Below are 24,651 nucleotides of genomic sequence, written 5' to 3'. Positions count from 1 at the left end.
GGAAAATGGCACGAGAGGAAGAGTGGCGGGAATATTCCCCGCCACGTGCAACCAGATTACGGGTTGAAGCCCAGGTCCGGAACGTTTGGTATCGTCGCGATTTCCTTGTTGATCAAGGTCCCGTCCGCGGCTCGCTCCACCTGCCGGATATAGACGTTTTGAATCACATGGCGCGAAACGGGATCGATCTTCACGGGGCCGCGCGGGCTCTCCCATTCCAATCCCTTCGCTGCCTCGACCGCCTTTTGTCCGTCGGTTCCAGCCACTTTGATCATTTTATAGATGAGATCAACACCGTCGTAGGCGCCCACCGACGCCATGTTGGCGTGTGAGCCTGGGTGGAGCTCCTTCAGCTTGGCAACGAAGCTCCTATTCAGTTCGGAGTCATGTGCCGCAGAATAGTGGTACGCCGTGACCAAGCCGATCGCCTGGTCACCCAGCGCGTCCAGCGTCGTTTCATCGGTCTCACCGGTGCCGTAAAAAGAAATCCCGGCGGCTTTGAGCCCGTTTTCGTTGTACGCCTTGGTGAAGGCGAACGTTGCTGGACCCACGGGCAGGAACGCAAATACCGCATCCGCTCCGGAAGCCTTGATCCGTTGCATGAACGGCGCGAAATCCGTCGTCTGAAGAGGCATACGAATCTTCTCGACGATGGCGCCACCGTTCTTCTCAAACGAACTGGAGAACGCCGCTTCTGCGTCTATTCCTGGATTGTAGTCAGATACGGCTGTCACGACTTTTTTTGCACCGCTTTTGGCGGCCCACTGCGCAGCCGGCTGAGCGAGTTGTGACAAGGTAAAGCTTGTCCGGAGAAAGAATTCCGACTGTTTGTTGATCGCCGATGTTCCTGCGTTGAAGATGACCGCCGGTACTTTGGCCTGCTTTGTGAGGGGCGCGACAGCGATAGCGTTTGGCGTGAAATCAAAACCCGCCAGATATTTCACACCCTCGCGCACCAAGAGTTCCTGAGCTGCGGCTTTACTCGCGTCGGCGTTTGGGCCTCCGACGTCCTTGTAGATAAATTCAACCTTGTTGCCGGCGACTTCATCTCCATGTTGCGCCACATAGACATCGATTGCTTCACGAAACTGTTTGCCCCAGATGGCATTCGGTCCCGAAAATGTCGCGATAACACCCACCTTGATCGTCTCGGCCAACGCCATGGTGCTCGCCGTTGAGAACGCCGCGGTTACCACGGCGCATAGCGCAAATTTCTTGAATTTCATATTATCCTCCCTCCCGGAAATGCGTCCGGACGCAACTCGGCGAAAGCCGCTCTCCCCAGTAAATATTAGTACGGATACCGTACTATAATTGTCAAGCCGACGCTGATCGCCGACGGTCCTCCAACTCCGGCAGTACCAAGCTCGACATGCAGATATATTTCGGTTCCTTGTCGCTTTGGTTCAGCTCAACGTCGTCAACCTGCCGAACCAAATCGTCGCCAGATACTACGGCGGTGCCGTCATCTCCGGTAGCTTCTTATCCACTCGACAGATTTGCGAACGCCACCAAAAGGGTAGAAGTGCAGGCGGATATCGCCGTACACGCCGTCGATCATTGCGTCGGCGTAGTCGTCGACGAGAACGTCTGGGCCGGCGCTTGACAGTAGCTGGGTGATCGAAAGTCCGTATTTTTTGAGTACCGCTGTCGAGGCGGAGACGCCGCAGACCGACGCAAACCGCATCAGCGTTCTGATGCTTGCTGGCCCGGGAATACCGACATGGATGGGCACCGTTATTCCTCTGCTGCGGATTCCGATGATCCAGTCAAGCACTGGAGCCGCACCGAATGTGAACTGGGTAAAAATCGACCATTCAAGATCGAGCGCTTCGAGAATGCGGCGTTTCTCCGAGATCGCTTCGATAAGCATGCCTGTGCTTTGTAAGGGATGGCCCTCTGGATGCCCAGCTATAGCGACGTGTCTGATCGCATGCTGTTGCAGGACACCGCTCCGCAAGATCGCTGCGGTATCGCGAAATGCGCCCTTGGGAGGATCAAGATCGCCGGCAAGAATGAGCAGACGTGTGACCTGTGCTTCACGAACAAAGTCCGACAGGGCGTCTGACAACTCGGCCTCGGTGCCAATACTCCTCGCCGCAATGTGCGGCATAGGCTCAAAGCCGAACTGGCGTATCGTCTTTGCCGCCGAGATGCGAACGTTTCCGCTTTCCGACGAGAGATACGGGACCGATATCAACGTGCCCTTTGGAATGTCGGGAGATAGGTCCGACAACTGCGATGCATCTTTCGCGGTGACTTCCAACGAAAATCGCTCGAGGACATCGCGATACCGGTGCTCACTTTTCAAGCCTGATATGTCCATATTGACCCCGCCCCGCTCGCGTCTACGCAAGGGGATTTTCGACTGGTTTACCGACAGGAGGGCGCAGATCGCGCGACCGCACATGTGGCGTGACTGGTTTTCGCACGGGCATCGCCTTCCGGTCCCACCTGCACCAATGCAGGTGGGACCGACGCCCGCCGCATTCAGCTGATTGTCGCGCGCTTCATTTTCTGAACCGAACTTGCGTAAGGAACAGGCGCCACAATGGCCCGCACTTTGAATTGTTCATGCTTTTCGACATGCGGCTTACGCGATCCACCCCCAGGTTCACCCCAGGTCAGTGTAACCTCGGTTCCGGGCGCCGCGCTGCGGCCTTCAAGCATGGCAAGCGACAACATCTCACCTTCGTTGTTGCTATAGCCGCAATGACATGAGTGCCCGACCAAGGCCCCATCCAGGCTGCGGACCTCGTCGAACTGGGGCCAGCCATAATAGGCTACCGGCAGATCTATGGCTTTGTAGCGGGGGCCTTGTCCAAGTGCGGACGCAAAGATTGCAGTGACGTCGTCGCGGTTCCACACCAGCGTGACTTTCTGGCGCCGCTGCTCGGGCGGTTGGGATTCCAGCGCCTCACGGCCGATGAAGTCATGGTCGAACTTGAGGATATGGCCATAGCCGAGATCCCAAGGCGTCACATAGTAGTCTTCGATATTCTCCGAAACGAAGCTTCCACCGAGTTGGGCGTTCGCCTCCCACCCATTCCCCGACAGCCATTCACGGAAATCTCGAAGTTCATCACCGGAGTAGATCCCCGGCAGCGGATAGGGCATCCAGCCGAATTCAAAAATCGTGCTGAAGTATGTCTTAGTACCACCCTGCTTCAGGGCATACTGTTCACCCGCTTCCAGAAGGGCAGCCCTCACCCGTTCCATATCGTCGTAGGGGCCGGAAAGTTCGGCGCCGAGATGCCCCGCCATCCCATGGCGCAGCACCATTACCTCGCATCCGCCAATCCGCACTTTCGCGGTCCTGAAAAACGCGATCTCGGGGGCTCCACCCTCGACAGCAGCATTGAAGATATGACCGGCGTTCGGCCCCTCCAGCTGGAACCGATAAAACCATCGCCTGCCGGTCGGGTTGTAAGGCGTTGGATCATCGCGCTCGATGGTAACGTCGTAACCACCTTTTTCGGCGTTGTATTGGACCCAATTCAAGACGGGCATGCCGCTGATGAGTTCGAAAGTTTCGTCGCCAAGTCTGTAGATGACACAATCGCCGATAACATGCCCACGGGGGGTGCATGCGACAAACTGCTTAGCCCGGTCGTTGGTGAAGTTTGCCAAGCTGTTGATGCCGAGGCGCTGCAACAGCTTGAAAGCGTCCGGACCCTTCAACAGGAGCTCGGGCATGTGATGAGACTGATCGAAAAGGATTGCAGTTTCCCGCCAAGCTCTTTGTTCATCCCGCCAATTGGTGAATTCCGGGGGGATGAACGCAGCGGTCAAACCGGTTCGAGCCCGATAATGAGGTGCCAAGGTGTCGTTGTAGAAATAGTCGACAAGATTGCTTTTCTCGTCCACCAGATTTTGCAGCGACCTTCCGCCATTCGACTTAACCATTGTGAAAGTATCCTCCTCATTCCGTTTCATTCCACGGCGCCAGCTTTTCAAGCGAGTTCACACCTTTACCCGTATGCGAGATGCCCTCCGCATCACGTCGCATAGAGACCCCGGAAGGCATTTCGGAGAATTCAGACGGGATCAGAGCAAAATTGCCTCCCACGCACGACCCCATCCGACGCTCAACGCAAACCCAATTTAGTTCGGATGCCTGACCATATGATTTTATTTTAGCCTGTGTCAATCATTTTGAAATTCGGGCTGGAAAAAAAGGGGCATGAACTCTACTCGTTGAAGAAGATGACTCTGAAGGTGGCAAAAAATGACTTTACGCAACGCGTGGCGCAGGAACAACATCGGTCGTCGCATGAACGAGGCGGTCAGAATTTTTGAAAACAGGATTATTGAACATCTCAAGGATCACGGGCATGCGGAACTGACCTCGGCCCATATCAACCTGACCCGGAACCTCGATGAGGACGGAACGAGGCTAACCGAACTCGCCAGACGCGCTTCGTTGACGAAACAGTCGATGAGCGAGCTGGTTGATCAAGTGGAGCGCACGGGCCTTATAGAAAAGCGGCCCGATCCAGCCGATGGTCGAGCAAAGCTGGTATGCTTCACGGAGAAGGGGTTCGAGTGGCTTGAAGCATTTCATCAGAGCCTCGAAGTCGCGGAGAATGAGATGCGTGAGGAACTCGGCGTCGCAATGGTCGACCTGCTCGTTGAGGCATTGGGGAAATATGTCGAAGCTCGCCAGGGAAAACAGCCCGATCTAGCCGGTTGACTTTGGTCCGGTTTCCTTACTAAATCTGCAGACAGGATTTGGGAGGGTAACAAGTGACCGGTGAAGCTTTCGACGTCGTCATTGCGGGGGGCGGACCGTTTGGACTGATGCTTGCAAACGAGCTTGGCCGCCGGGGAATTTCTGCCGTGCTCTTTGATGAGAAGGCGTCGACCGCCTTCAATCCGCAGGCAAACGCCACTCAGGCCAGAACGATGGAGCACTATCGGCGCCTTGGGTTTGCAGACGAAATCCGTGCGCTGGGTATGCCGGAGGATTTCCCGACGGATATCGCCTATTTCACACGCTTCGCTCGTCACGAACTGGCCCGTTTTCGTCTTCCCTCTGCCAAAGAGGCGCGGGAACGCGTCCTAACGATGACAGGATCGTGGAGCGCGGCCGAACTGCCCCACAGAGTTTCTCAGAAATTTGTCGAGCGCGTCCTTCGCGAGCACGCGGAGGCACTGTCGCCGATTTCGATAAATTACGGCTGGCGTGTCTCTGAATTCAACGACACCGGTGACGCTGTAACTGTCACGGCCAGTGAGGTGGAGGGGGCAGCGACGCGCGTGGTCCGGTGCAAATACCTTGTCGGGGCGGATGGCGCCCGAAGCGCCGTTCGCAAGGCGCTTGGCATCCGCTACCAAGGCGACGGCGGTGCTGTCCGGGACTTCTTTGGCGGTAAAATGTTTGCCCTCTACCTACGGTGCCCACAGTTCTACGACGTCGTTCCGTTCCCACCCGCTTGGATGAATGTTGCATTCAACGACGAACGCCGCGCATTTATGGCGGCGGTCGATGGTAAGGGCGAATTCGCCTTTCATACCCAATTGAAAGACGGTGAGCGCGAAGACGATATTTCCGACGACCAGGCCATCGAGATGTTTCGAGCGGCGGTGGGGTACCCAATTGATGCGGAAATTCTGTCTCGCGGCACCTGGACAGCCGGCTATGCGCTGGTTGCGGTGAAGTTTCAACAAGGCCGGGTCTTTCTCGGCGGCGACGCAGTTCATCTTTTCACGCCCGCAGGTGGCTTGGGCTATAACACGGCCGTTGATGATGCGGTCAACCTAGGTTGGAAGCTTGCTGCGGTGATCAAGCAAAGTGCATCTTCGCGACTTCTCGAGACATATGAACAGGAGCGGCGACCCGTTGCGATCAGGAATACCGGGTTTGCCAAGAACTTCGCCGAGTCGATCGGGAACTACGCGCCAAAACTCGGACTGGAAACGCAGTCTGACCTCGGTTTGGAAATACGCAAAGAAGCTGGCGCATATCTGGAAGCTCATGGACGGGCAGAATTCAACATTCCAGGTGTGACTTTCGGTGCTCGTTACAATTCCCCGGTCATTTTTTCCGAAGCAGCCGATGATGCCCCTGACCTTCCCGATGTTTACACGCCCACCGCGTCGCCGGGTGGAAGAGCGCCTCATCTGTGGCTCGATCCTCACACATCCCTATTCGACAGGTTCGGGTTCGAGTGGACACTTCTCAGGCTTCGTCCGTCTACCTGCAGTGGCGACGAGTTGGTCGCCGCAGCCTCGATGATGTCGATGGAACTTGCCGTCGTCGATATCGAGTCTGACCAACTTCTCGAACTTTATCGTGAACCCCTTGTGTTGATCAGACCCGATCAAGTCGTCGCCTGGCGTGGTGATGACCCCGCTCACGGTGCAACAGTCATCAAGACAGTCTTGGGGTACTCACATCCCCATGATCCTGCCGCCGGATGAGGCGAAAATAAAGAACCTGAATTGGAGCGTGTTCACCCGTTCCAAAGTACATTCATGCCACGATTGCAGCTAGGCTCCAACCCGGAGTACCTCACACGCCTAAAATAACATTGACCGCAGAGTAGCTGAAGGGTGCAAAGCCGTCGTCCGTGATAGGAATGAATTCCTTCCTGAACTCGGCGAAACTCGCGCGCAGTCACCGCCGGCGAACTCGTCTGCATTGGGAAGCGCCGATTGATCTCGAGGCAATCCGATCACCATAGCTAACCCTCGCACCTGCACCATTAATAGCCGCCATTGGCAGCGGCTTTCGATTGATACTGTGGCGAGTTAAGAACCCGTCATGGTTTGATACCTTTTGACTGGCAACGTGACTTGATATGAGGTGACGTATCAACTGCCTCTTAGAAGCGAGCTGCTTCATTCGCCAGCCGAGCAGATCCGCTACAAGGCAATACCGGCAATCGCCTTGAGGAACGCATCGATCTCTTCCTCCGAATTGTAGTAATGTGGCGACGCTCGTACGACAGGCGGAAGTTGTCGCGTGTAGGCATCAACAGGGGTACTGGAGGGAGGCGAAACCGAGACGTTGATTCCCTTGCTAGTCAGGTGGGCCAAGACGGCTGACGAGTCCCAGCCCTTAACCGTGAATGAGATGATGGACGCAAGTGGCGCTCCGAGATCATGTACGGACACCGCACGCATCCCCCTCAGGCCTTCGCGAAGCATTGTCGAAAGGTGTTTGCAACGCTCTTCGATGTTCTTGAGCCCAATGCCGAGGGCGTAGTCCACTGCCGTCCGCAGGCCAAGACGAACCGAATAGTTCTTCTCCCAAGTTTCAAAACGTCTAGCATCAGGTCGCAATTCGTATCGACCGGGCGCAGTCCAAGGCGCGCCATAAAGGTCGATCATCGCTGGCTCGATCGTTTCCAGGACGGATTTGCGCATGTACATGAAACCAGTTCCCCGCGGTGCACGGAGAAACTTCCTGCCAGTAGCGGTGAGGATGTCGCAGCCGAGAGCGTTAACATCGATCGGGATTTGACCGGCAGCCTGGCATGCGTCGAGCAGATAGAGAATGCCATTGTCTCGTGCAATTCGACCGATCGCTGCTGCTGGATTGATAAGCCCGCCGTTGGTCGGGATCCAGGTAACGGCAATCAACCGAACGCGATCATCAATCATTTTCACCAGCGCGTCCGGATCCAGGATGCCAGAGGCGTCATTCGGAATGACCTCGATCGATACGCCGGTGCGCTTGGCAACCTGCAGAAAGGCGATGTAGTTCGCTGCAAATTCGGCACTTGCCGTCAGGATCCGGTCCCCAGGTCCAAAAGAGAGGGAATAGAATGCGCGCTGCCAGGCGATCGTTGCGTTTTCAGCGATCGCTATCTCGTCGCGAGCGCAGTTTACAAAAGTCGCCAAGCTGTCATAGGCTCCCTCTAACAGCGAGTTGGCCTCCGCCGCCGCCTCGTAACCTCCAATTTCGCCTTCCCGGTTCAAATAACCGATCACTGCATCGATCACCGGGCTCGGCATCAGCGCCGCCCCAGCATTGTTCAGATGGTTTCTGTTCTTTGTGCCGGGAGTATCAGCACGCAGGCGAAGGAGATCCAAAGTCTTGCGAGCGTCGCCCCTGATTTGTGACATGAGGGTTTCCTTCCTTTGATCGAGCCAGCTATCTTGTTGACGCAATTTGCATTGTCGCGGCAGCCGATACTTTCGCAAGCCGCTGTGCAGAATTGCTCGTTATGTGTGACTGGCCGCTAATTCAGCAGGCCAGAACTGCTCCGCTCGCACCAACTTGCGTAATTTCACCGTGACCAGGGTGCGTTTCTCAGCAAGCGTTGTTCGTCGCGACGAACTGACTCCCTCAAGAATTGCTTTACGGCTTTCACTCTCGGGAGATAAGCTAAGTCTTGATGTGCCGACATCCAGATCTCGCGTTCGCCCTTCAACTCGTCGAGCACTGGAACGAGACCAATGTCCAAGCTGCGTGCGAATTCCGGAAGGGCTACGATACCTGCGCCTGCAGACGCGGCAAACATCTGCGACAACATGCTGTTTGAGCTGAACGCAATCTTCGGGGTGGGTACAAGTTCCTCTAGCCAGAGAACGCTTTCGAGCTGGACCAGCTCTTCGATATAGCCAACAAAGCGGTGCTCGCTAAGATCCGCCGCGTGAGAGGGAACGCCGTTACGCTCCAGATAGGCCTGCGAAGCGAACAAGCCCGTCCTGAAGCGCCCGATCAACTGACTGTCGAGCGAAGTTCCATGCGGTTTGAAGAAGCTTAAGAACAGATCCGCTTCCCGGCGAGCGACCCGAACGGATTGCGGCGATGTTACAAGTTCAAGGTCAAGATCAGGGTACCGGCTACTGAGTTCAACAAGGCGCTGTGAGAGATAAAGCGTTGCGATGCCTTCCATGGTGGCTAATCTGACCGTGCCGCGAATTTCGTCACGATTGCTCACGTCGCTTCGAAGAGCATTCACACCGTTCTCGATTTCCTCCGCTCGCCGCATTGTAACCAGCCCGGCGGGTGTCAGCAAAAGTCCGTCCTTCGTCCGTTCGACGAGTGCGCCGCCAACCGTATATTCCAGACGAGCAAGCCGACGCGATACGGTGGAGTGGCTGACTTTCAGTTCACGGGCTGCTCCTGTCACGCTCTTGCACCGGACGACGATGAGGAAGAGTTTGAGATCGTCCCAATCAAGATGATCGATTGCAGTCGCCATAGTATCCCCGTCTATTTTTGCACAGCGTAGTCCATCCTATTCGCATTGGCGCGCAAATTCGTTCTGTTAGTTTCGAGGGCTGTAAAGCTGAACGTGCAGCGTGCAATGAAGCAAGATGCCCTGCGGACACGCTGACCGCCAGCAGGTTGGCGCCGCTTGAACCTGCCTTTGGAGGAACCATGTCAAGACGAACTGTGAATGCTTCGAACGCTGCGGCAGTAGGACCGTATTCGCACGCGACCTGGGCCGGCGACTTGCTGTTCTGCTCCGGTCAGACTCCACTTGATCCGGGCACCGGCAAACTTGTCGAAGGAAATGTTGCTGATCAGACCCGCCAGTGTTTCGATAATCTGTTTCAGGTCCTGGAGGCAGCAGGCCTCGGGCCGGATGATGTCGTATCCGTCAACGTCTATCTCACCAACATGGACGACTTCGCTCAAATGAACGAGATTTACGCAACGCGATTTTCATCGCCCTATCCTGCCCGCACCACAATCGGCTGCGCCAGCCTGCCCCTTGGTGCACGCATTGAAATCGGTCTAACGGCAAAACGGCACTCGTGACCCGGTCATTGGCGACCTTGTCGAAATGGCCAATCGCCAAAACTTCATGAGGAGAGGAATGTCGATGGGAAATATGACCTTCAAGGCCGCCGCTGCTCATATTGCCCCCGTTTATCTCGATCCCCAGGCGAGCGCTGAGAAGGCTTGTTCGGCAATAGCAGAGGCTGCGCGAAACGGCGCATCGCTCGTGGTATTTTCCGAAAGCTTTCTTCCCGGTTTCCCCGTCTGGGCGGCACTTTACCCACCCATTCAATCGCACGAACATTTTAAGTGCTTCTTGAATGCCTCCGTATACGTGGACGGACCTGAAATCGAGCGTGTGCGGAAAGCTGCGTCCGACAACGGTGTTTTCGTTTCAATCGGTTTCTCCGAGCGCAACCCGGCAAGTGTCGCGGGTCTGTGGAATAGCAATGTCCTGATCTCCGATACGGGTGAGATCCTGATCCACCATCGAAAGCTGGTCGCAACTTTCTTCGAGAAACTGGTTTGGGATCCCGGCGACGGCGCAGGTCTGGTCGTCGCAAATACAAGAATTGGCCGTATTGGCGGTCTCATTTGCGGGGAAAACACAAATCCACTCGCGCGCTATAGTCTGATGACGCAGGCCGAGCAGGTTCATATAAGCACTTATCCGCCGATCTGGCCCACTCGCGTTCCGACAGAGAGCGACAACTACGACAACCGGGCAGCCAACCGCATCCGGGCCTCAGCCCATTGTTTCGAGGGCAAGTGCTTCGGCATCGTTGTCGCCGGCCGGTTCGATGAAAGCGCACGCAGAGCTATTGCTTTGGATGACCCCAAAATCGCAGCTATCATAGATGCCAGTCCGCGGGCCAGCAGCTTTTTCCTTGGACCGACTGGAGCCCCAATTGGTGATGAAATGATCGATGGAGGTATCGGTTATGCCCATATCGATCTGGACGAGTGTGTGGAACCGAAACGATTTCATGACGTCGTTGCTGGTTACAACCGCTTCGATATATTCGACGTCACTGTCAATCGGACACGCCGCAAACCGATCCGGTTCAAAGAAGGCCGGGAGGAATATGGAACCCGCTTCGATGCACCGGCCCTAGAGGAGTAAGGCGATGACGCGGACGGGTATGCACATGATAAAGAAGGGCTTCTCCTTCCAAGGTCCGGCTGAAGGGGTTCATGCCCTCAACTCCTGGATCACTCCGGAGGACGATCTTTTTCTGGTGACGCATATGGGGTTTCTGAACATCGACCCCGACCATTGGCATCTCGATGTCGATGGCCTCGTGGACAACCCAACGAGGTTGCGTCTCTCGGATCTTCAAGCCATGCCTCAGCGCGAGTACATGTCATTTCACGAATGCGCTGGAAGCCCTCTTGCCCCGACAGTCGCCAAGCGCAGGATCGGAAATGTGGTTTGGAAAGGCGTGCCGCTATCGCTTGTTCTGGAACGTGCAAAGATCCGCACCGATGCGTCATATGTATGGACGTCCGGCCTCGAGTGGGGCGAATACGCCGAAATTGAAGAAGCCTATCAAAAAGACCTGCCTATCGAGAAAGCACTCGCAGAAGAGGTTATTCTTGCACTTGAGATCAACGGCCGGCCGCTCACTCCGGAGCGTGGAGGTCCGGTTCGACTGGTTGTGCCGGGTTGGTACGGCACGAATTCCGTAAAGTGGGTTGGTTCCATCACGGCCGCGAACCGGCGGGCGAGCGGCGCCTATACGACGCGCTTCTATAACGATCCCACGCCATCAGGGGTGAAGCCAGTTTGGAGCGTCGCCCCGGAGTCCGTTATCGTGTCGCCATCCCCTCACGATCTACTGTTGGCTGATGTGCCAACAAAAATATGGGGTTGGGCTTGGGGAGATCGTCAGACAGCAGCCGTGGAAGTCAGCGTGGATGGAGGAGGCTCGTGGCAAAGAGCCACCGTAGGTCCGCGCGAGGATAGAAGTTGGCAGCGGTTCGAGTTGCCATGGATCCCAGCATCTGGCCAGCGTGTCCTGCTATGTCGCTGCACCAACGAGCTTGGCGAAGGACAGCCGCCATCGGACGCAAGAAACGCAGTGCACTCAGTCCAAGTTCAAATTGGTGCCTAGGTGTTCGCCCGTAGTGACGATTATGAACCTTCCCTACCGCGCTGACAGGATGCTCCAAAAACTGCGCTAAGGAACATCGAGCGCGCGTTGTCAGGAATCTGCAAAAAGCTTCCCGTTCATGTACTTTAGACCGGTATCGCTCGCGACCGTGACGACCGTCCTACCCTGCCCCAACTCCTTGGCCAAACGAATCGCCGCAGTGACGTTGAGGCCCGTGGACGTACCGACCAACAATCCTTCTTCCCGTGCCAGCCGGTGGCACATAGCACGTGCTTCTTCTTCCGGAATGCTGCGTGCTTCGTCATATAGATCCCGACTGAGCAAAGGCGGAACGAAGCCTACCCCTATGCCTTCGACATGGTGGGTTCCCGCCCAACCCTCCGATATGACAGGTGAAGAGGCCGGCTCCAGAACCACGATCCGAACCGACGCTGAGCGCGATTTAAGAATCCTCGCCACGCCCATTGTCATTCCGGCCACGCCAACCGCGCCACAGAAGGCGTCGATACCGTCTGGAAATTGTGTGACCAACTCGTGGCCGATGTCTTCGTAGCCTATCAAGGCGTCGCGGTTGTTAAATTGGTCCGAATAATAGCAGTCCGACCGCTTGGAGACCTCCTGGGCGTGACGGATCATTGACGGAATTAGATCGGCCGAAATTTCGCCTGACGGGCTGTGGATCAGATCAACGGTTGCGCCAAAGCTGCGCATGGTACGCAATTTCTCCATGGCAAAGGCGTTGGAAGAAGCCACGATGAGATGATAGCCTTTCACTGCGCAAACGAAGGCGAGCGAGGACCCAGTGCTTCCCCCACTCGCCTCAACTACTGTCATTCCTGGCTTCAAATCCCCGCGCCGCTCAGCCTCTTCTATGATGGATTTTGCCATGCGGTCTTTATAGGAACCTGTCGGATTGAAATACTCGAGCTTCACAAAGACTTGAGCACTCCCTTCCGGTACGACGCGACGCAGGCGTATCACCGGTGTATTGCCAATAGCATCGAGCGCGGACTCGACAGGTGGCGGGGGGCTTAGTTGCATGTTTCATTTGTCCTTCCGGTTGATCGTCTAGCGCCCATTGGGCGAGCCACCTGCATGAATTTTTGACGCGCGTTGAGCTTTCGATGGGGCGCCAACTGTGCCGGTGCCAAGTTCGATGGCGCCCGTATGCGTTGTAGGAGGGTTTTCGGGGGTGAACCCGTTGGACAGCCGCCGCAGTTTAAGATGTAGCCTTCCACGTCACCAGTAAAACGGTCACTTCCCGTATCCCATTAGTCGAAGGCTTAGATCGAGCTCGGGAAAACCGGCCCATTGAGCTATACATGATAATCTAGGATTTCGTGGCCTTAACGGATCGCACGAATGGCAAAAAAATTTGGCAAAACTGGCGGGATCAACATTCTGGGCTCCTTTTCGGGATGATCATAATTAGAATTACGCGGACAATCTTGCTAAAGTTTGCTTCGATGGCAGCAGAGATGACCTGCCATGGCAGCGCCCGGTTCTGTCGAAGATAGCTCCACGTCGCCGATGCGCGCCACGGCCGTTTTCGGTGGTTCCAGCGGTCAGCGACCGAAGCCCCGTTTGCGTTTGACGGAGAGGCTTCTCCCAAGTCGGTGCGGTGGGCTGAAACGCGACGAGATCGCCGACCACCGTCAGGGCCTCCGTAAATCCGATTCCGCGCAGATAGCTTGCAAGAGCAAACACATCGCCCTTCGCGTCCGAACGAACGTCGAACCAGCCCCTGTCGTCGTGTATTACGATGATGATGTCGTCGTCGCGCCGGAATTTGACTGCCCGGCGTGTGCTCTCTTTCCTGTCTATTGCGAAGCCCTCATGCTCAAGGAACGCTGCGCAGCCCACCCGGGCGCGCAGTTCTTCGATGTCGTTCTTTTCCATATTCTCTTCTTTAATTTTCCTCACTATCAGTGCCATCAGCGCCCAGGCCGCGAAGATGGAAGCGTGCAAGGGCGCGGTTCGCAATCTGCAGATCTGCGGGACAAGCTCGCGGCGAAGCCTCCCTTGCGTGCGCATCAGCGCAAGCGGCACGCGCTCCCCCGAAGGGGTGATCGGCTCAATGAGCCGATCCATAGGCAAAGGGGTCATAGATATTGATGATGGCGTCCTCGTCGCCGTCATACTCGGCGGAAGGCATGACGCCGATTTCGCTGTCTATTTCGAAGAGGGTGACCGGGACCATCAGGGTCTGGGCAAGATCGAATGCGTGGTTTTGTACGAGGCTGAGATCCGACATGTTAGGCTCCATCCGTTGGCGGGGCCGATCCCCGCTCGATGGCGCCCGTTTGGTCCAGGCCCGGCCGCGGTCACCTCGGCGGCGCAGCCAGAGAGGTCGCAGGAACTGCGAACCCCTCGTGGGGTGACCGTCCAAGGACGGGACTGGATTAGGGATGCCAGACAAGAGAGCGGGATCGGAAATGCCAATGGTTTGGAGCGTTCGTTGATCCGGTCCGAATTGCAGGCCAACCATCCGATCATTCGATCCGTCGGCGGTCAAAAACCCCGGATAGCATTGGATGAATTCTGCCTTCCGTATGGCAGCGGGATTGCCAAAGTCGCTTCTGATGCGCTTCGAACGACCCCGCCGAGACGGGCATCAGGGATGAAAGCTTGAACGGTGAAGACTTGCTGGCAGCAAGACTTTAGCTCAGCCACCTGCCCGGCCCAAGGGCGATGGCGTTGCGGCGTTCCGCACCGGGTTCGCACGATTCAGCGTCGCCAACTTGACGGCTCCGTCATTTTGGCATATTTACAGAATTCTGTAATTTTGAAGTTTGGAATTGTGCGATGACACAGCTTGAATACGACAACATCTTTGAAGCGATCACGGACGATCCGATCGAAGCTGCGGATTTGACGTTGCGATCGGACCTTGTCAACACGCTGGTCGCCATCTTCAAGGAGCGCGGCTGGAAGAACGCCGATATCGGCGCCGCGCTCGACATCCCGCAGTCGCGCGTCAGTGAACTCGTGCGCGGTAAGATCGCCGTCCTTTCGGTCCAGAAGCTTTTTGGCTACCTGGCAGTCCTCGGCTATCGCTTCAAGCCGTCGCTTGATGGCAACCATCACGTGGTTTGCCGTGTCGAAGAAAAACAAAAAGAGGCCGCATAACCGGCCTCTCCTTGCTCCAGTTTCGGAGTGTTATTTCTTCGCCGGTTTTTTGTCTTTAGCCGCCTTCGCTTCAGCCTGGGTCACTTCCCGGACCTCGGCCATCATCTCCTTGTAGCGGGACAGTGCAGTGTCCATTTCCTTCTGATCAGCCTTTTCGCTGGTCTTGGTGAAGGCGTGGAGAATGTAGACAGTGTCGAGGTGTTTTGCGCAGTAGACGGCTCTATAGGCGGGCGAACCGTTCTCGCGCAGCTCGATGACGCCCTTCCATTCGCCTCTGAGAACCTTGAAGTCATCCAGCGGGTCCTCTCCCTCCTGAACTCTTCGGATCTCGCCTGAAAAATTGATTCTAATATCGGTCGGAAGGTCCATAAAGGCGCGCTTGGCGCCGTCGTTCACAAACTTAAATTTCTTGGACATCTAGTTTCAAATTCCTCATTGCTTATAGGACTCTCTTTCTCCCGCTAAGCGGGGTTGGGTTTGCCTGGATGCAAAGCACACCCAGATATGCAACTTTAACACAGCTTTGAGTGAACGGCTGCGAAATTTGAAAAGGAACTGTCATGCCAACCGGTACTGTTAAATTTTTCAACGATGATAAGGGATTTGGTTTCATCACCCCGGAGACGGGCGGAACGGACGTGTTCGTTCACGTGTCCGCTTTGCAGCAAGGCGGGTCGCTGAGAGAAGGTGACAAGGTCACTTTCGAAGTTGGCCAGGACCGCAAGACCGGAAAATCGAAGGCTGAGAACGTTAGCGTGCTCTGACCTGTCGGCCGCGAGACCAGCCTGATCGTCAAATCTGGGCAAGCTGGTCTCGTCCGCGCTCTACGGGGCTTACTGAAAATTACGGCTCTTCACCTTCAAAGTATTGATGTGCAAGTCGGGCACTTATCCCGAGTTGGAGACTATACAGAGCCCGTTCCCTAAGACGCGAGATTTCCGGTCGAACGCTGGTATCAGAAACAGACGATCGCACCAGGCTGACGCTGACAGGGACGTCGTCGAAACCGTCCGTGTCGCCTATTTCCGCTAAGCTCTCGAATGAGATTATGGAAAAGGAACGATCCGATGGCAGAGGCAAACGCAACACTGGCGCTGATCATCGACGGCGACAACGCAACGCCCAAAATTGTCAAAGGCTTACTCGCCGAGATCGCCAATTACGGAACCGCCAGCGTCAAACGTGTCTATGGCGACTGGACCAAACCCAATCTCAACGGCTGGAAGGAATGCCTGCTCGAACATTCGATCCAGCCGGTCCAGCAGTTCGCCTACACCACCGGCAAGAATGCCACCGATGGCGCGATGATCATCGATGCCATGGATCTTCTCTACACCGGACGCTTCTCCGGATTTTGCATTGTCTCCAGTGACAGCGATTTCGCCAGACTTGCAGCGAGGATCCGCGAACAGGGTGTGACCGTCTACGGATTCGGAGAGCGCAAGACCCCTCGTCCCTTCATCACTGCTTGCGACAAGTTCGTCTATTTCGACGTGCTCAATGCGTCGGTCGAAGAACCGGCTGCCGTCGTTGCAGCAGCAGAGCCCGCTCGGAAGGCCGCCAAGAAGGCGAAACCGGTCCAAGCCGCTGCGCCGGTTGTCCCGGTAACCCCCATAAAGAGCAAGATCGACAAGAACCTGATCGATATGCTGACCAAAGCCGTCATCGCCACCGCCGACGAAGACGGCTGGGTCAATCTCGGTGCTGTCGGCAGTCATGTCGCAAAGCAGTCACCCGAATTCGATTCCAGAAACTACGGCTTTGCCCGTCTCAGCGAACTGGTCGAGGCGACGGGGAAATTCGACATCGACCGATCCGGCAAGACGCAGAAAGGCGTCCTCATCCATCTCAAACCGGCATCCACCGCGACCAACAGGTGAAAGGAGCATTCCGACGGCACGCTAGAGCATCGAGGAACGCCTCTCCCGGATCGAGGACCAGCGGAAAAGCCTCCTTCCATCGTTCCTTGACGACGTAGTCTACATGCTGCACGCCTCATCATGAGACGACGAATGAATAGCAACCCCTATTACGAGCCGTAGACTAACGTCGCTTGCATATCGAAGCGTCCGGCGGACATAATTCCGCCGGGTGTTTTCAGTCCAGGCCATAGTGATCTCCACCAAATCTTTGCAAATCCGAAGGACCCACAACTGGCTAAAATCATTCAGCTCTTTTTGGGGCAGCTTCTTAAAGATCAGCCGCGTCAAACACGATCTTTTTCAGGTGTACTCACCAACTTGGCAGCTGCCATGTTTGCTTTCTGAAGCGCATCTGCCATCGTTTTCCCGGACGCAATTTCCGCCGCCAGCACGCCAATGAACTCATCACCGGCGCCGTGGGTGCTTCTAGTATCGACCTTGACTGCTTCAATGAGGATTTCGTCCCCCTCGCGATTTACAAAGGCGGCACCCGCGCCACCTGCGGTTACCACAACCTCCGGAAAGACATTGGCCAGCGTCTTGGCAGCCTGCAGTGCGCCATCGAGCGTTTCGACGACGGGAAGTCCCGTTAGCATCTCGGCTTCGATGGCGTTCACGACGATGATATCAACGAGGCATTGAAGATCGACAGACAGCGGTCGTGCCGGCGCAGCATTGATTAGGATACGACCTCCGGCCCGTTTGACGGCTCTCGCCGCTGCGACATTGGCAGCATCCGGGATTTCGCTCTGCAAAACAAGCAGCGTCGTCCTGTCCAAAAGATCCCGGGCGGCAGCAACGTCTCCATCGCCAAGGGTGAGATTGCTTCCGGAGACAATGACTGCGCCATAGTCTCCTTCGGCATCGAAGATCGCCACGCTCATGCCGGTGGAGTGCGACGCATCGCGCCGAACGAAGGTGTGATCGACATTTTTACGATCGAGATTTTCAATGAGAAACCGCCCGAATTCGTCATCGGCAACCGCCCCAATCATCGACGTCGCAATACCCGTGCGTGCCGACGAAACGGCCTGGTTACCGCCTTTGCCGCCGCTTTTCGGATGCCATGATGTCCCCGTCACTGTTTCACCCTTGCGCGGCCGGGCCGGTCCCATCACGGCGATGTCGTAGTGGAGGCTGCCAAAGACGGTGACGAGGGGTGCAGTTGTCATGGGAGTCGATCTTTTCGTTTGGACGTGACGGCGGACATGGTCCGCTCGAGATTGCGTTCGGCAGCTTTGTAGTCACGCTGGGCAACGGCAACGAACACGGCGTCAAGAATATTGAGCTGCGCAATCCGCGCGGCGGCATTCTCGCCCATCAAAGGGGAACCTTGCGCTGTGGAACAAAGCACCACGTCGGCCGCCTGCGCCAACGCGGACGAGTTGTAGTTGGTGATAGCAATCGTGCGAGCGCCGTTTCGCCGGGCAAGCTGGATCGCCTCGATCACTGCCGTGGTATTGCCCGAATGGGAAAAGCCGATCGCAATGTCTCCATCGACCAGCAGCGACGCCGACATCAGCATCATGTGCAAGTCATCGAAAACGCTGGCGCGCACGCCGATCCGCAGAAATTTGTGCGACACATCCCGTGCAATCTGCGCGGAGCCGCCCACACCATAGAAATCGCGCTGTTTGGCGCGATGGATCAGATCCGCCGCCCTGTCGAACGCCTCCATGTCGAGTATCGACAATGTTTCTTCCAGGGCGTTGATCGAGGTCCGAAAGACCTTTTGCACGATCTCCTGCGACGTATCGTCGACCGAGAGTTCCTGATGCATTTCGGCCGTGGGCTGGCGGTTATACTGGCTGACCGCCGCGCGGAAATCCCGATATCCGGCAAAACCAAGTTTCTTGGTGATCTTCACCACCATGGCTTCCGAAACACCGGCATCGTCGGCAATCTGTTTCAGCGATGTGTCGTCGCTGAAGTCGCGCAACGCAAAGACCGTATCGACCACCTTTGCTTCAAGCGGCGTCAGCAAGGGCATCATCATGCGGATACGCGGGCCGACGGCCTTCGTGTCGAAGTTTTCGGTATTCATTCTCGTCCCCTCGTGGCGCGATCGATCATCATCGCGACGAGGATTATAAGACCGGTTGCCAGCAGTTGATAGAAGGCCTGGACGTTCATCAACGTCAGACCGTTGCGCATCGTGCCGAGAATGATGGCGCCGAGGATCGTTCCCAGGATGCTGCCCTTGCCGCCCATCAGGGACGCTCCGCCGATGGCCGCGGCGGCAATCGCATCAAGCTCCCAGAGATTGCCGAGGATCGGTTCGGCAGCACCCAGGCGCCCGATCAATATCAGGGACGCAAGAGCGGCAAGTCCACCGGAGATCACGTAGGCCGTGATCTTGGTCCGGGCGATTGGGACACCGGCGACGTAGGCTGCTTCCTCATTACCGCCGACGGCCAGAAGATATTCGCCGATCGGGGTTTTCTTGAGCAAGACCCAGGCGGCCAGCGCCACGACGGCAACGATCAGAACGGGCATCGGAATACCGAACAGGTTTCCATTGAAGAGCGATCGAAAACCCGCCGGGATGCCAAGAACAGGATTGCCGCCCGTATAGATCAGCGCGAGTGCGCGGTACGTGCTCAACGTTCCGAGTGTGACGATGAAGGGCTGCAGCCCGACATAGGCGACCAGGACTCCGTTTATGAAACCGCAGGCCATGCCGATCCCGAGGCCCGCCAGGATCGCAAGCGGAACCGGGGTTCCGGAAAGAAGCAGGGTCGCCGTGATGACCGCCGATATCGCAGCGGTAGGCCCAACGGACAGATCGATACCGCCCGATATGATCACCAATGTCATGCCGAGTGCCAGACAGGCGTTGATGCTGGATTGCTGCAGGATATTGACGAGGTTGCGTTCCGACAGGAAGCCAGGGACCAATGTCGCAAACACCGCCATGATGACGACGAGGCCGATCAGCGTGCCGGCGTCTCTCAAAGAAAACGAGAAGCGGCCGAATGCGGGCGAGAGTTTCGTGTCGGCGGCGGCCGGTGAGTTGCTCATAACGTGTTCCTTTATTTCGTCCACGCCTAGGCGGCCGGGGCTGGCGGGCGGCCGGTGTTTGCACCGGGAATAGCATGCGCCACGATGGCGCTTTCTGTGAGGTCGGCACGCGCGATCTCCGCGGCAATCCGGCCGTCGCGCATGACAAGGACACGATCGGAAAGCCGGATAACTTCCGGCAGTTCGGAAGAGACCACCACGATGGAATGCCCATCGGCGGCCAGCGCCTCGATCAGGTGATAGATTTCCGCCTTGGCGCCGACATCGATGCCGCGGGTCGGCTCGTCGAACAGGAGAATCTGCGATTTGCTTGCCAGCCAGCGGGCGATGATCGCTTTCTGCTGGTTGCCGCCGCTGAAGAGCCGGATCGGTCTGTCCAACTGGAAAGGCCTGAGATTGACCCGGCGCAGCAGGTCCTCAGCCGTGTTGCGCAGTTTGCCGCCCTGAATGATGCCGGCTTTGGAGAAGCTTCCGAGCGAGGCAAGTGCCATGTTGATCGTGACGGAGCGGACGGGGATGATCCCCTCCCGCTTGCGCTCTTCCGGAACGAGACCAATGCCGGCAGAAATGGCATCCCGGGGATTGCGCAGGTTCACGGTTTTGCCATCTATGTCGATCGCGCCTGCCGTCAGTCTGTCAGCTCCGGCCAGAAGGCGCAGGAGTTCCGTCCGGCCGGATCCGACAAGCCCGGCGATGCCGAGAACCTCACCACGGTGAAGTTTGAACGATGCATCCCTGATTTTCGTCAGCGACGAGAGCCCCCGCGCCTCGAGTTTCACCGTCGCGGTCGCGTGTGAGACATGCTGCTCCTGCATTAGCTCGCGCCCCACCATCATTGTGATGACATCCTGATGGGAAGCCGTCTGTACATCCACCGCACCGACAAGCTTGCCGTCGCGCATGACACTGGCGCGCTGGCAGATGCGGAACACTTCGTCCATCTTGTGCGAGACATAGATAATCGTCACGCCACTGGCCGATAGCTTCGTTATGACCTCGGCCAGTCGTTCGAATTCACTTGGCGTCAGACTGGATGTCGGTTCATCCATGGCGATGATCCTGGCGCGGTCGAGCAATGCCCGGGCAATCTCGACGATCTGGCGCTGCGCCACCTTGAGCGAAGAGATCGGGGCCGCAGGATCGATGCCGGGTTCGATCATCGACAATGCCTGGGCAGCCCGCCGCTCCTGCTCGCGTCTCGAGACGAACAGCCCGCCCACGGTCGTCAGCGGATGGCCAAGGAACATGTTCTGCGCGACACTCAGATGCGGTACCTGCTGCAGTTCCTGGTGGATCATGGCGATGCCGGCACCACGGGCGTCCATCGGCTTGCGAAAGGAGACGTTTTCGCCGTCGACAAACATGGACCCGGAGGTTGGGCGAAAGACGCCTGACAGAATGCGCAGCAGCGTCGACTTTCCCGCGCCGTTTTCGCCGAGAAGCCCGTGGATTTCGCCGGGTGCGACGTCGAAGGACACGTCGGACAATGCATTCACGCCCGGGAATCTCTTGGATATCGCTTCGAATCTCAGTCTAGGTGTCATTGCGTCACCCCTCCATCGGCAAAGAGATGCCGGCCAGAATGGCCGGCATTCTTATCAGTTGGCGATCACTTCGCCGCAGCTGCGTCTTCCATCAGCACGGCACGGACGTCGACGCCCTCGCCCTGGTAGCGGGCGACATTGTCCTTGGTGATGAGCGCCTGCGGCGTGGCGACGACGCGGGGCAGTTTCTGGCCGGCAACAAGACGCAAGGCGGCTTCAAGAGCAACCTCGCCGGTCAGCACCGGGAAGCTGTCGACGGTGCCCGTCAACTCGCCAGCCTTGATCGACGTATAGGCATCGGAAATGCCGTCCGTGCCGAACACGGCAACCTTGTCCTGAAGGCCGGCTGCCTTGACTGCCTCGACGATACCGAGCGCCATGCCGTCATTGTTGGCATAAAAGCCGATCAGGTCGGGATGCTGCTGCAGGATGTTGGTGGCGGCGTCATAGGATGTCTGGCGATCCCAGTTGCCCGGAACGCTGGCGACGACTTCGAACTTGCCGCCTTCGCTGATCGTCGACTTGAACCCATCCGTACGCTGGACAGCGGCGTAGACACCGGCCTGGCCCTCGACGATGGCGACCTTGCCGCCTTCGGGACGGTTCTCGATGAACCATTTCGCCACGCGCACGCCGTTGTCGCGCTGGACGTTGCCGACATAGTGCTCCGCCTGCGGAATGACGGCATCGTTGACGTTGACGACCGGAATGCCGGCAGCCTTCGCCTGTTCGATCACCGGCTGCAGGTTGGCATCGGTCTGCGGCGAGACCAAAAGGACATTGTATCCCTGGGTGATCAGCCCCTCGGCAATGGTCAGCTGACCGAGCTGGTCGCCTTCACTTTGCGCTGCCTGATAGACCACCGGCACGCCGGCCTTGTCGCCGAACTTCGTGTAACCTTCACCCAGCGAGCGCCAGTATTCGTTGGTCAGAGTCTTGGACACAGCACCAGCCTTGGTACCTTCCGGCGGTTTGGGGAAGGCGCCGAGCTTGGCTTCAAGCTGCGACCAGTCCATGCGGTCCTTTTCGGTGTCGGAGTTGAGTGGTGCAAGTTCCTGCGCGACGGCGGCGCTGAACAGGAAACTGGCGGCCAGACCTGCGGCAACGGTCGTCTTCAAAAATGTCTTCATCGGTTCCTCCCGAGTGTGAAATTCACACGCCGTCCGGCGTGCTGCGGTGTTGGAGTTCAAGCCCTCGCGCCAAGCATCGCTTCTTGAATGATGGACTGGGCGGAGACGGCATCCTGACGGTCAATCGCACCAGACAGGCGATTGTCCTGCTCAAGGCGGTCCACGACGTCAAGCATGCGCTTGACGGTCTGGATGTTCACCTCGCATTCGTGGACCGGATCGAGACCGGTCATATCCGGGAATGTGTCGAAATAGATCGCGCCGTCATAACCGTCCTTGCGGATCTGGCGCAGCAGTTCGATCGTCTGTTGTGTATGAACGGCGCCGACCATCAGTCCATCGTCACGCTTGGCATAGCCGTCGTTGAGATGGACGCCGAGAACACGGCTGTAGCGCGCTATCAGCGCCGCCGCGAAGGCCGGCTGCTCATCGGCATAGAGCACATGGGCGAAGTCCAACGTCACGCCAAGATTGGGGAGGCCGATTTCCTTGATGGCCAGCAGCGTCGTGGCGCAGTCAGGCATCAGGCTGTAGGAGCGCGGCTCGTTCGGCTTGTACTCGATGCTGATCTGGCAATCGGGATCATGTTCGCAAACTTCACGAATTCCGTAAATCTCGTGTTGCCACAAGGTTGCATAGTCGGCCTGGAAGGCGTAATCGAACCCATCCTGCCCGAGCCAGATGGTCATCAGATTGCTGCCGGCCTCACGGGTCGCGTCGATGCCCTTCTTCGTGAGGTCGATGGCTTCACGGCGAACCGCTGCATCAGGGTTGGTGAAGGCGCCAATCTTGAAAGCGGGATTGGTGTAGTAACGCATCGCAAAGCCGTTGATCGCAAGGCCCATGTCCCCGATCTGCCGTGCCAATTCGCGCGGGTCTTCGGAGACGTGATCGGGATAATTGAGATCGAGATCCGTCAATCCATCGACCTTTGCAGCACGGGAGACCATCTGCTTGACACTCGGCTTCCCGGAAAGATCAGGCCATTCGGCCTGCGGCCGGGAGGCAAAGGAGTTGAGGCGGGTGGCGAATTTCAATGGGGTCACTGGACTAGGCTCACATCATTTGGTGTTGGGGTCTACTTCACATAATAATAATATTTTGTAAAGTTATGAAATGTTGTGCGGCGCACCATTCGTGCAGTCATGCTCGTCCTGGGTCGGCGAAGGAGACGCTGTGCTATTTCACCGCGCCCGCCGTCAGGCCTTTAACGATGTAGCGCTCGAGGAATATGCCGATAAGCACGAGCGGCAGAATGGCGGCACTGGCGATCGCTGCCATGGACCACCAGTTGATACCCTGCGATCCGGTCTGGCTTGCGACCATCACCGGCAGGGTCTTGGCATCGGTGCTGGTCAGAAGAGCTGCGAAGAAATACTCGTTCCAGCAGAGAATAACGGACAGGATGAAAGCTGCGACCATGCCGGGCAGCGCAATGGGCAGCACAATCCGCAGGAACGCGCCCCAGATCGAGCAGCCATCAACAAGCGCCGCCTGCTCCAGCTCCAAAGGGATCGTGTCGAACTGGTCGCGCATGATCCAGATGACGATCGGCAGCACCATCAGCGTGTAGACCAGGATGAGGCCAACAAGCGAGTCCAGCAGCATCAGTTGCTTGTAGAGAACCAGGAAAGGCATCGCGAGCACGACCGGTGGCAGGATGAGCTGCGACAGGAAGAAGAAGGAGATGTCCTTGTTGCGCATCCAGAGGAATTTGTAGGAGAACCGGCTCAGGCCGTAGGCCGCGAGCGATCCGATGACAACGGCGAGAAGCGAGGCGCCTGCCGACGCGACGATGCTGTTGAAGAACCGGCGCATGAACTCGTCGCGCACGGTCGATTGCTCAAAGATCGTGTCCGGCGACAGGCCGAGCGAACGCCAGCCTTTCCAGTCCGGCGTGAAATCCACGAAGGGAATGAGATGGCCCTGGGTCACGTTCACCGCGGTCTTGAACGACGTCGTTACCGTCCAGTAGATCGGAAACAGGGAAACGAAGGCCCAAAAGACCAGGGCGGCATAGATCAACATGCTGCGCGTCATGAAGCCGGGCACCGCGAAGCTACGACGTGCGGGCGTTTCTGGACGTATTGCCTCATGTGCTGTCGACAT

The 24,651-nt window shown here is 57.1% G+C and carries 24 protein-coding genes; 8 read left to right on the top strand and 16 right to left on the bottom strand.

Annotated elements, in window-relative coordinates; all coding sequences use genetic code 11:
- Nucleotides 1-56 precede the first annotated feature (56 nt).
- From J2Z75_RS25755 to J2Z75_RS25745, 3 genes are all read right to left on the bottom strand, one after another.
- Nucleotides 57-1,226 (bottom strand): ABC transporter substrate-binding protein, encoded by a 1,170-nt coding sequence (locus tag J2Z75_RS25755; protein ID WP_209856297.1) that lies wholly within the window; start codon nt 1,224-1,226, stop codon nt 57-59.
- 239 nt (nt 1,227-1,465) lie between these two features.
- Nucleotides 1,466-2,326 (bottom strand): methylenetetrahydrofolate reductase, encoded by an 861-nt coding sequence (locus tag J2Z75_RS25750; protein ID WP_209856294.1) that lies wholly within the window; start codon nt 2,324-2,326, stop codon nt 1,466-1,468.
- A 164-nt stretch (nt 2,327-2,490) separates the two neighbouring features.
- On the bottom strand, nt 2,491-3,906 hold the full coding sequence (locus J2Z75_RS25745; protein ID WP_209856291.1) for an aminomethyltransferase family protein: 1,416 nt from the start codon (nt 3,904-3,906) through the stop codon (nt 2,491-2,493).
- A gap of 367 nt (nt 3,907-4,273) precedes the next feature.
- Between J2Z75_RS25745 and J2Z75_RS25740 the strand changes: the two genes are divergently transcribed.
- Both J2Z75_RS25740 and J2Z75_RS25735 read left to right on the top strand, forming a co-directional pair.
- Nucleotides 4,274-4,693 carry a MarR family winged helix-turn-helix transcriptional regulator gene (locus J2Z75_RS25740; protein WP_209856445.1) on the top strand — a complete coding sequence of 140 codons (420 nt, stop codon included), beginning with the start codon at nt 4,274-4,276 and terminating at the stop codon, nt 4,691-4,693.
- A 53-nt stretch (nt 4,694-4,746) separates the two neighbouring features.
- Complete coding sequence (locus J2Z75_RS25735) at nt 4,747-6,423, top strand: FAD-dependent oxidoreductase (RefSeq protein WP_209856289.1); 1,677 nt, start codon at nt 4,747-4,749, stop codon at nt 6,421-6,423.
- A 444-nt stretch (nt 6,424-6,867) separates the two neighbouring features.
- Here the strand turns inward: J2Z75_RS25735 and J2Z75_RS25730 are convergent, their stop codons facing one another.
- Nucleotides 6,868-8,073 carry an aminotransferase class V-fold PLP-dependent enzyme gene (locus J2Z75_RS25730; RefSeq protein ID WP_209856286.1) on the bottom strand — a complete coding sequence of 402 codons (1,206 nt, stop codon included), beginning with the start codon at nt 8,071-8,073 and terminating at the stop codon, nt 6,868-6,870.
- Nucleotides 8,074-8,237: 164 nt separating this feature from the next.
- A complete protein-coding gene (locus tag J2Z75_RS25725; RefSeq protein WP_209856283.1) occupies nt 8,238-9,158 on the bottom strand; it encodes a LysR family transcriptional regulator in 921 nt (306 codons plus the stop codon).
- A gap of 179 nt (nt 9,159-9,337) precedes the next feature.
- On the opposite strand from J2Z75_RS25725, the gene J2Z75_RS25720 reads away from it, so the two are divergent.
- The 3 genes from J2Z75_RS25720 (at nt 9,338) to J2Z75_RS25710 (ending at nt 11,796) form a co-directional block, all read left to right on the top strand.
- The gene (locus J2Z75_RS25720; protein WP_209856443.1) at nt 9,338-9,721 is read left to right on the top strand and encodes a RidA family protein; all 384 of its coding nucleotides are present in this window, start codon (nt 9,338-9,340) and stop codon (nt 9,719-9,721) included.
- A 64-nt stretch (nt 9,722-9,785) separates the two neighbouring features.
- Nucleotides 9,786-10,805 (top strand): carbon-nitrogen hydrolase family protein, encoded by a 1,020-nt coding sequence (locus J2Z75_RS25715; protein WP_209856280.1) that lies wholly within the window; start codon nt 9,786-9,788, stop codon nt 10,803-10,805.
- A 4-nt stretch (nt 10,806-10,809) separates the two neighbouring features.
- Entirely contained in the window at nt 10,810-11,796 is a 987-nt protein-coding gene (locus tag J2Z75_RS25710; RefSeq protein ID WP_209856277.1) for a molybdopterin-dependent oxidoreductase, read from the top strand.
- Nucleotides 11,797-11,886: 90 nt separating this feature from the next.
- On the opposite strand, the gene J2Z75_RS25705 is transcribed toward J2Z75_RS25710, so the two are convergent.
- The 3 genes from J2Z75_RS25705 to J2Z75_RS25695 all read right to left on the bottom strand — a co-directional run bounded on the left by J2Z75_RS25705 (nt 11,887) and on the right by J2Z75_RS25695 (nt 14,050).
- Entirely contained in the window at nt 11,887-12,837 is a 951-nt protein-coding gene (locus J2Z75_RS25705; RefSeq protein ID WP_209856274.1) for a PLP-dependent cysteine synthase family protein, read from the bottom strand.
- Between the two features lie 393 nt (nt 12,838-13,230).
- Nucleotides 13,231-13,887: a hypothetical protein gene (locus J2Z75_RS25700; protein ID WP_234937569.1), complete on the bottom strand. Its 657-nt coding sequence runs from the start codon at nt 13,885-13,887 to the stop codon at nt 13,231-13,233.
- Nucleotides 13,871-14,050: a hypothetical protein gene (locus J2Z75_RS25695; RefSeq protein WP_209856271.1), complete on the bottom strand. Its 180-nt coding sequence runs from the start codon at nt 14,048-14,050 to the stop codon at nt 13,871-13,873. Before J2Z75_RS25695 ends, J2Z75_RS25700 begins: the two co-directional genes overlap by 17 nt.
- A 551-nt stretch (nt 14,051-14,601) precedes the next feature.
- On the opposite strand from J2Z75_RS25695, the gene J2Z75_RS25690 reads away from it, so the two are divergent.
- Nucleotides 14,602-14,925: a helix-turn-helix domain-containing protein gene (locus tag J2Z75_RS25690; RefSeq protein WP_018480196.1), complete on the top strand. Its 324-nt coding sequence runs from the start codon at nt 14,602-14,604 to the stop codon at nt 14,923-14,925.
- Nucleotides 14,926-14,955: 30 nt separating this feature from the next.
- Here J2Z75_RS25690 and J2Z75_RS25685 read toward each other — a convergent pair whose 3' ends face one another.
- Nucleotides 14,956-15,342 carry a type II toxin-antitoxin system RelE/ParE family toxin gene (locus J2Z75_RS25685; RefSeq protein ID WP_209856269.1) on the bottom strand — a complete coding sequence of 129 codons (387 nt, stop codon included), beginning with the start codon at nt 15,340-15,342 and terminating at the stop codon, nt 14,956-14,958.
- Between the two features lie 143 nt (nt 15,343-15,485).
- Here J2Z75_RS25685 and J2Z75_RS25680 point away from each other — a divergent pair, with 143 nt between their 5' ends.
- Both J2Z75_RS25680 and J2Z75_RS25675 read left to right on the top strand, forming a co-directional pair.
- Entirely contained in the window at nt 15,486-15,689 is a 204-nt protein-coding gene (locus tag J2Z75_RS25680) for a cold-shock protein (RefSeq protein ID WP_011654114.1), read from the top strand.
- Between the two features lie 303 nt (nt 15,690-15,992).
- Nucleotides 15,993-16,805: an NYN domain-containing protein gene (locus J2Z75_RS25675; RefSeq protein ID WP_209856266.1), complete on the top strand. Its 813-nt coding sequence runs from the start codon at nt 15,993-15,995 to the stop codon at nt 16,803-16,805.
- Between the two features lie 326 nt (nt 16,806-17,131).
- On the opposite strand, the gene J2Z75_RS25670 is transcribed toward J2Z75_RS25675, so the two are convergent.
- From J2Z75_RS25670 to J2Z75_RS25640, 7 genes are all read right to left on the bottom strand, one after another.
- Complete coding sequence (locus tag J2Z75_RS25670; RefSeq protein WP_209856263.1) at nt 17,132-18,019, bottom strand: ribokinase; 888 nt, start codon at nt 18,017-18,019, stop codon at nt 17,132-17,134.
- A complete protein-coding gene (locus J2Z75_RS25665; RefSeq protein WP_037168216.1) occupies nt 18,016-18,891 on the bottom strand; it encodes a MurR/RpiR family transcriptional regulator in 876 nt (291 codons plus the stop codon). The genes J2Z75_RS25670 and J2Z75_RS25665 overlap by 4 nt, the downstream gene beginning before the upstream one ends.
- A complete protein-coding gene (locus tag J2Z75_RS25660; RefSeq protein ID WP_209856260.1) occupies nt 18,888-19,868 on the bottom strand; it encodes an ABC transporter permease in 981 nt (326 codons plus the stop codon). The genes J2Z75_RS25665 and J2Z75_RS25660 overlap by 4 nt, the downstream gene beginning before the upstream one ends.
- A 26-nt stretch (nt 19,869-19,894) precedes the next feature.
- A complete protein-coding gene (locus J2Z75_RS25655; protein ID WP_209856257.1) occupies nt 19,895-21,412 on the bottom strand; it encodes a sugar ABC transporter ATP-binding protein in 1,518 nt (505 codons plus the stop codon).
- A 65-nt stretch (nt 21,413-21,477) separates the two neighbouring features.
- Complete coding sequence (locus tag J2Z75_RS25650; protein ID WP_209856254.1) at nt 21,478-22,542, bottom strand: sugar ABC transporter substrate-binding protein; 1,065 nt, start codon at nt 22,540-22,542, stop codon at nt 21,478-21,480.
- A 56-nt stretch (nt 22,543-22,598) separates the two neighbouring features.
- On the bottom strand, nt 22,599-23,579 hold the full coding sequence (locus J2Z75_RS25645; protein WP_209856441.1) for a sugar phosphate isomerase/epimerase family protein: 981 nt from the start codon (nt 23,577-23,579) through the stop codon (nt 22,599-22,601).
- A gap of 142 nt (nt 23,580-23,721) precedes the next feature.
- Nucleotides 23,722-24,582: a carbohydrate ABC transporter permease gene (locus J2Z75_RS25640; protein WP_234937568.1), complete on the bottom strand. Its 861-nt coding sequence runs from the start codon at nt 24,580-24,582 to the stop codon at nt 23,722-23,724.
- Between the last annotated feature and the right edge of the window lie 69 nt (nt 24,583-24,651).

The organism is Rhizobium herbae (genome assembly GCF_017873135.1).
GTDB lineage: Bacteria > Pseudomonadota > Alphaproteobacteria > Rhizobiales > Rhizobiaceae > Pararhizobium > Pararhizobium herbae.
This window is presented reverse-complemented; position numbering and strand designations above follow the sequence as displayed.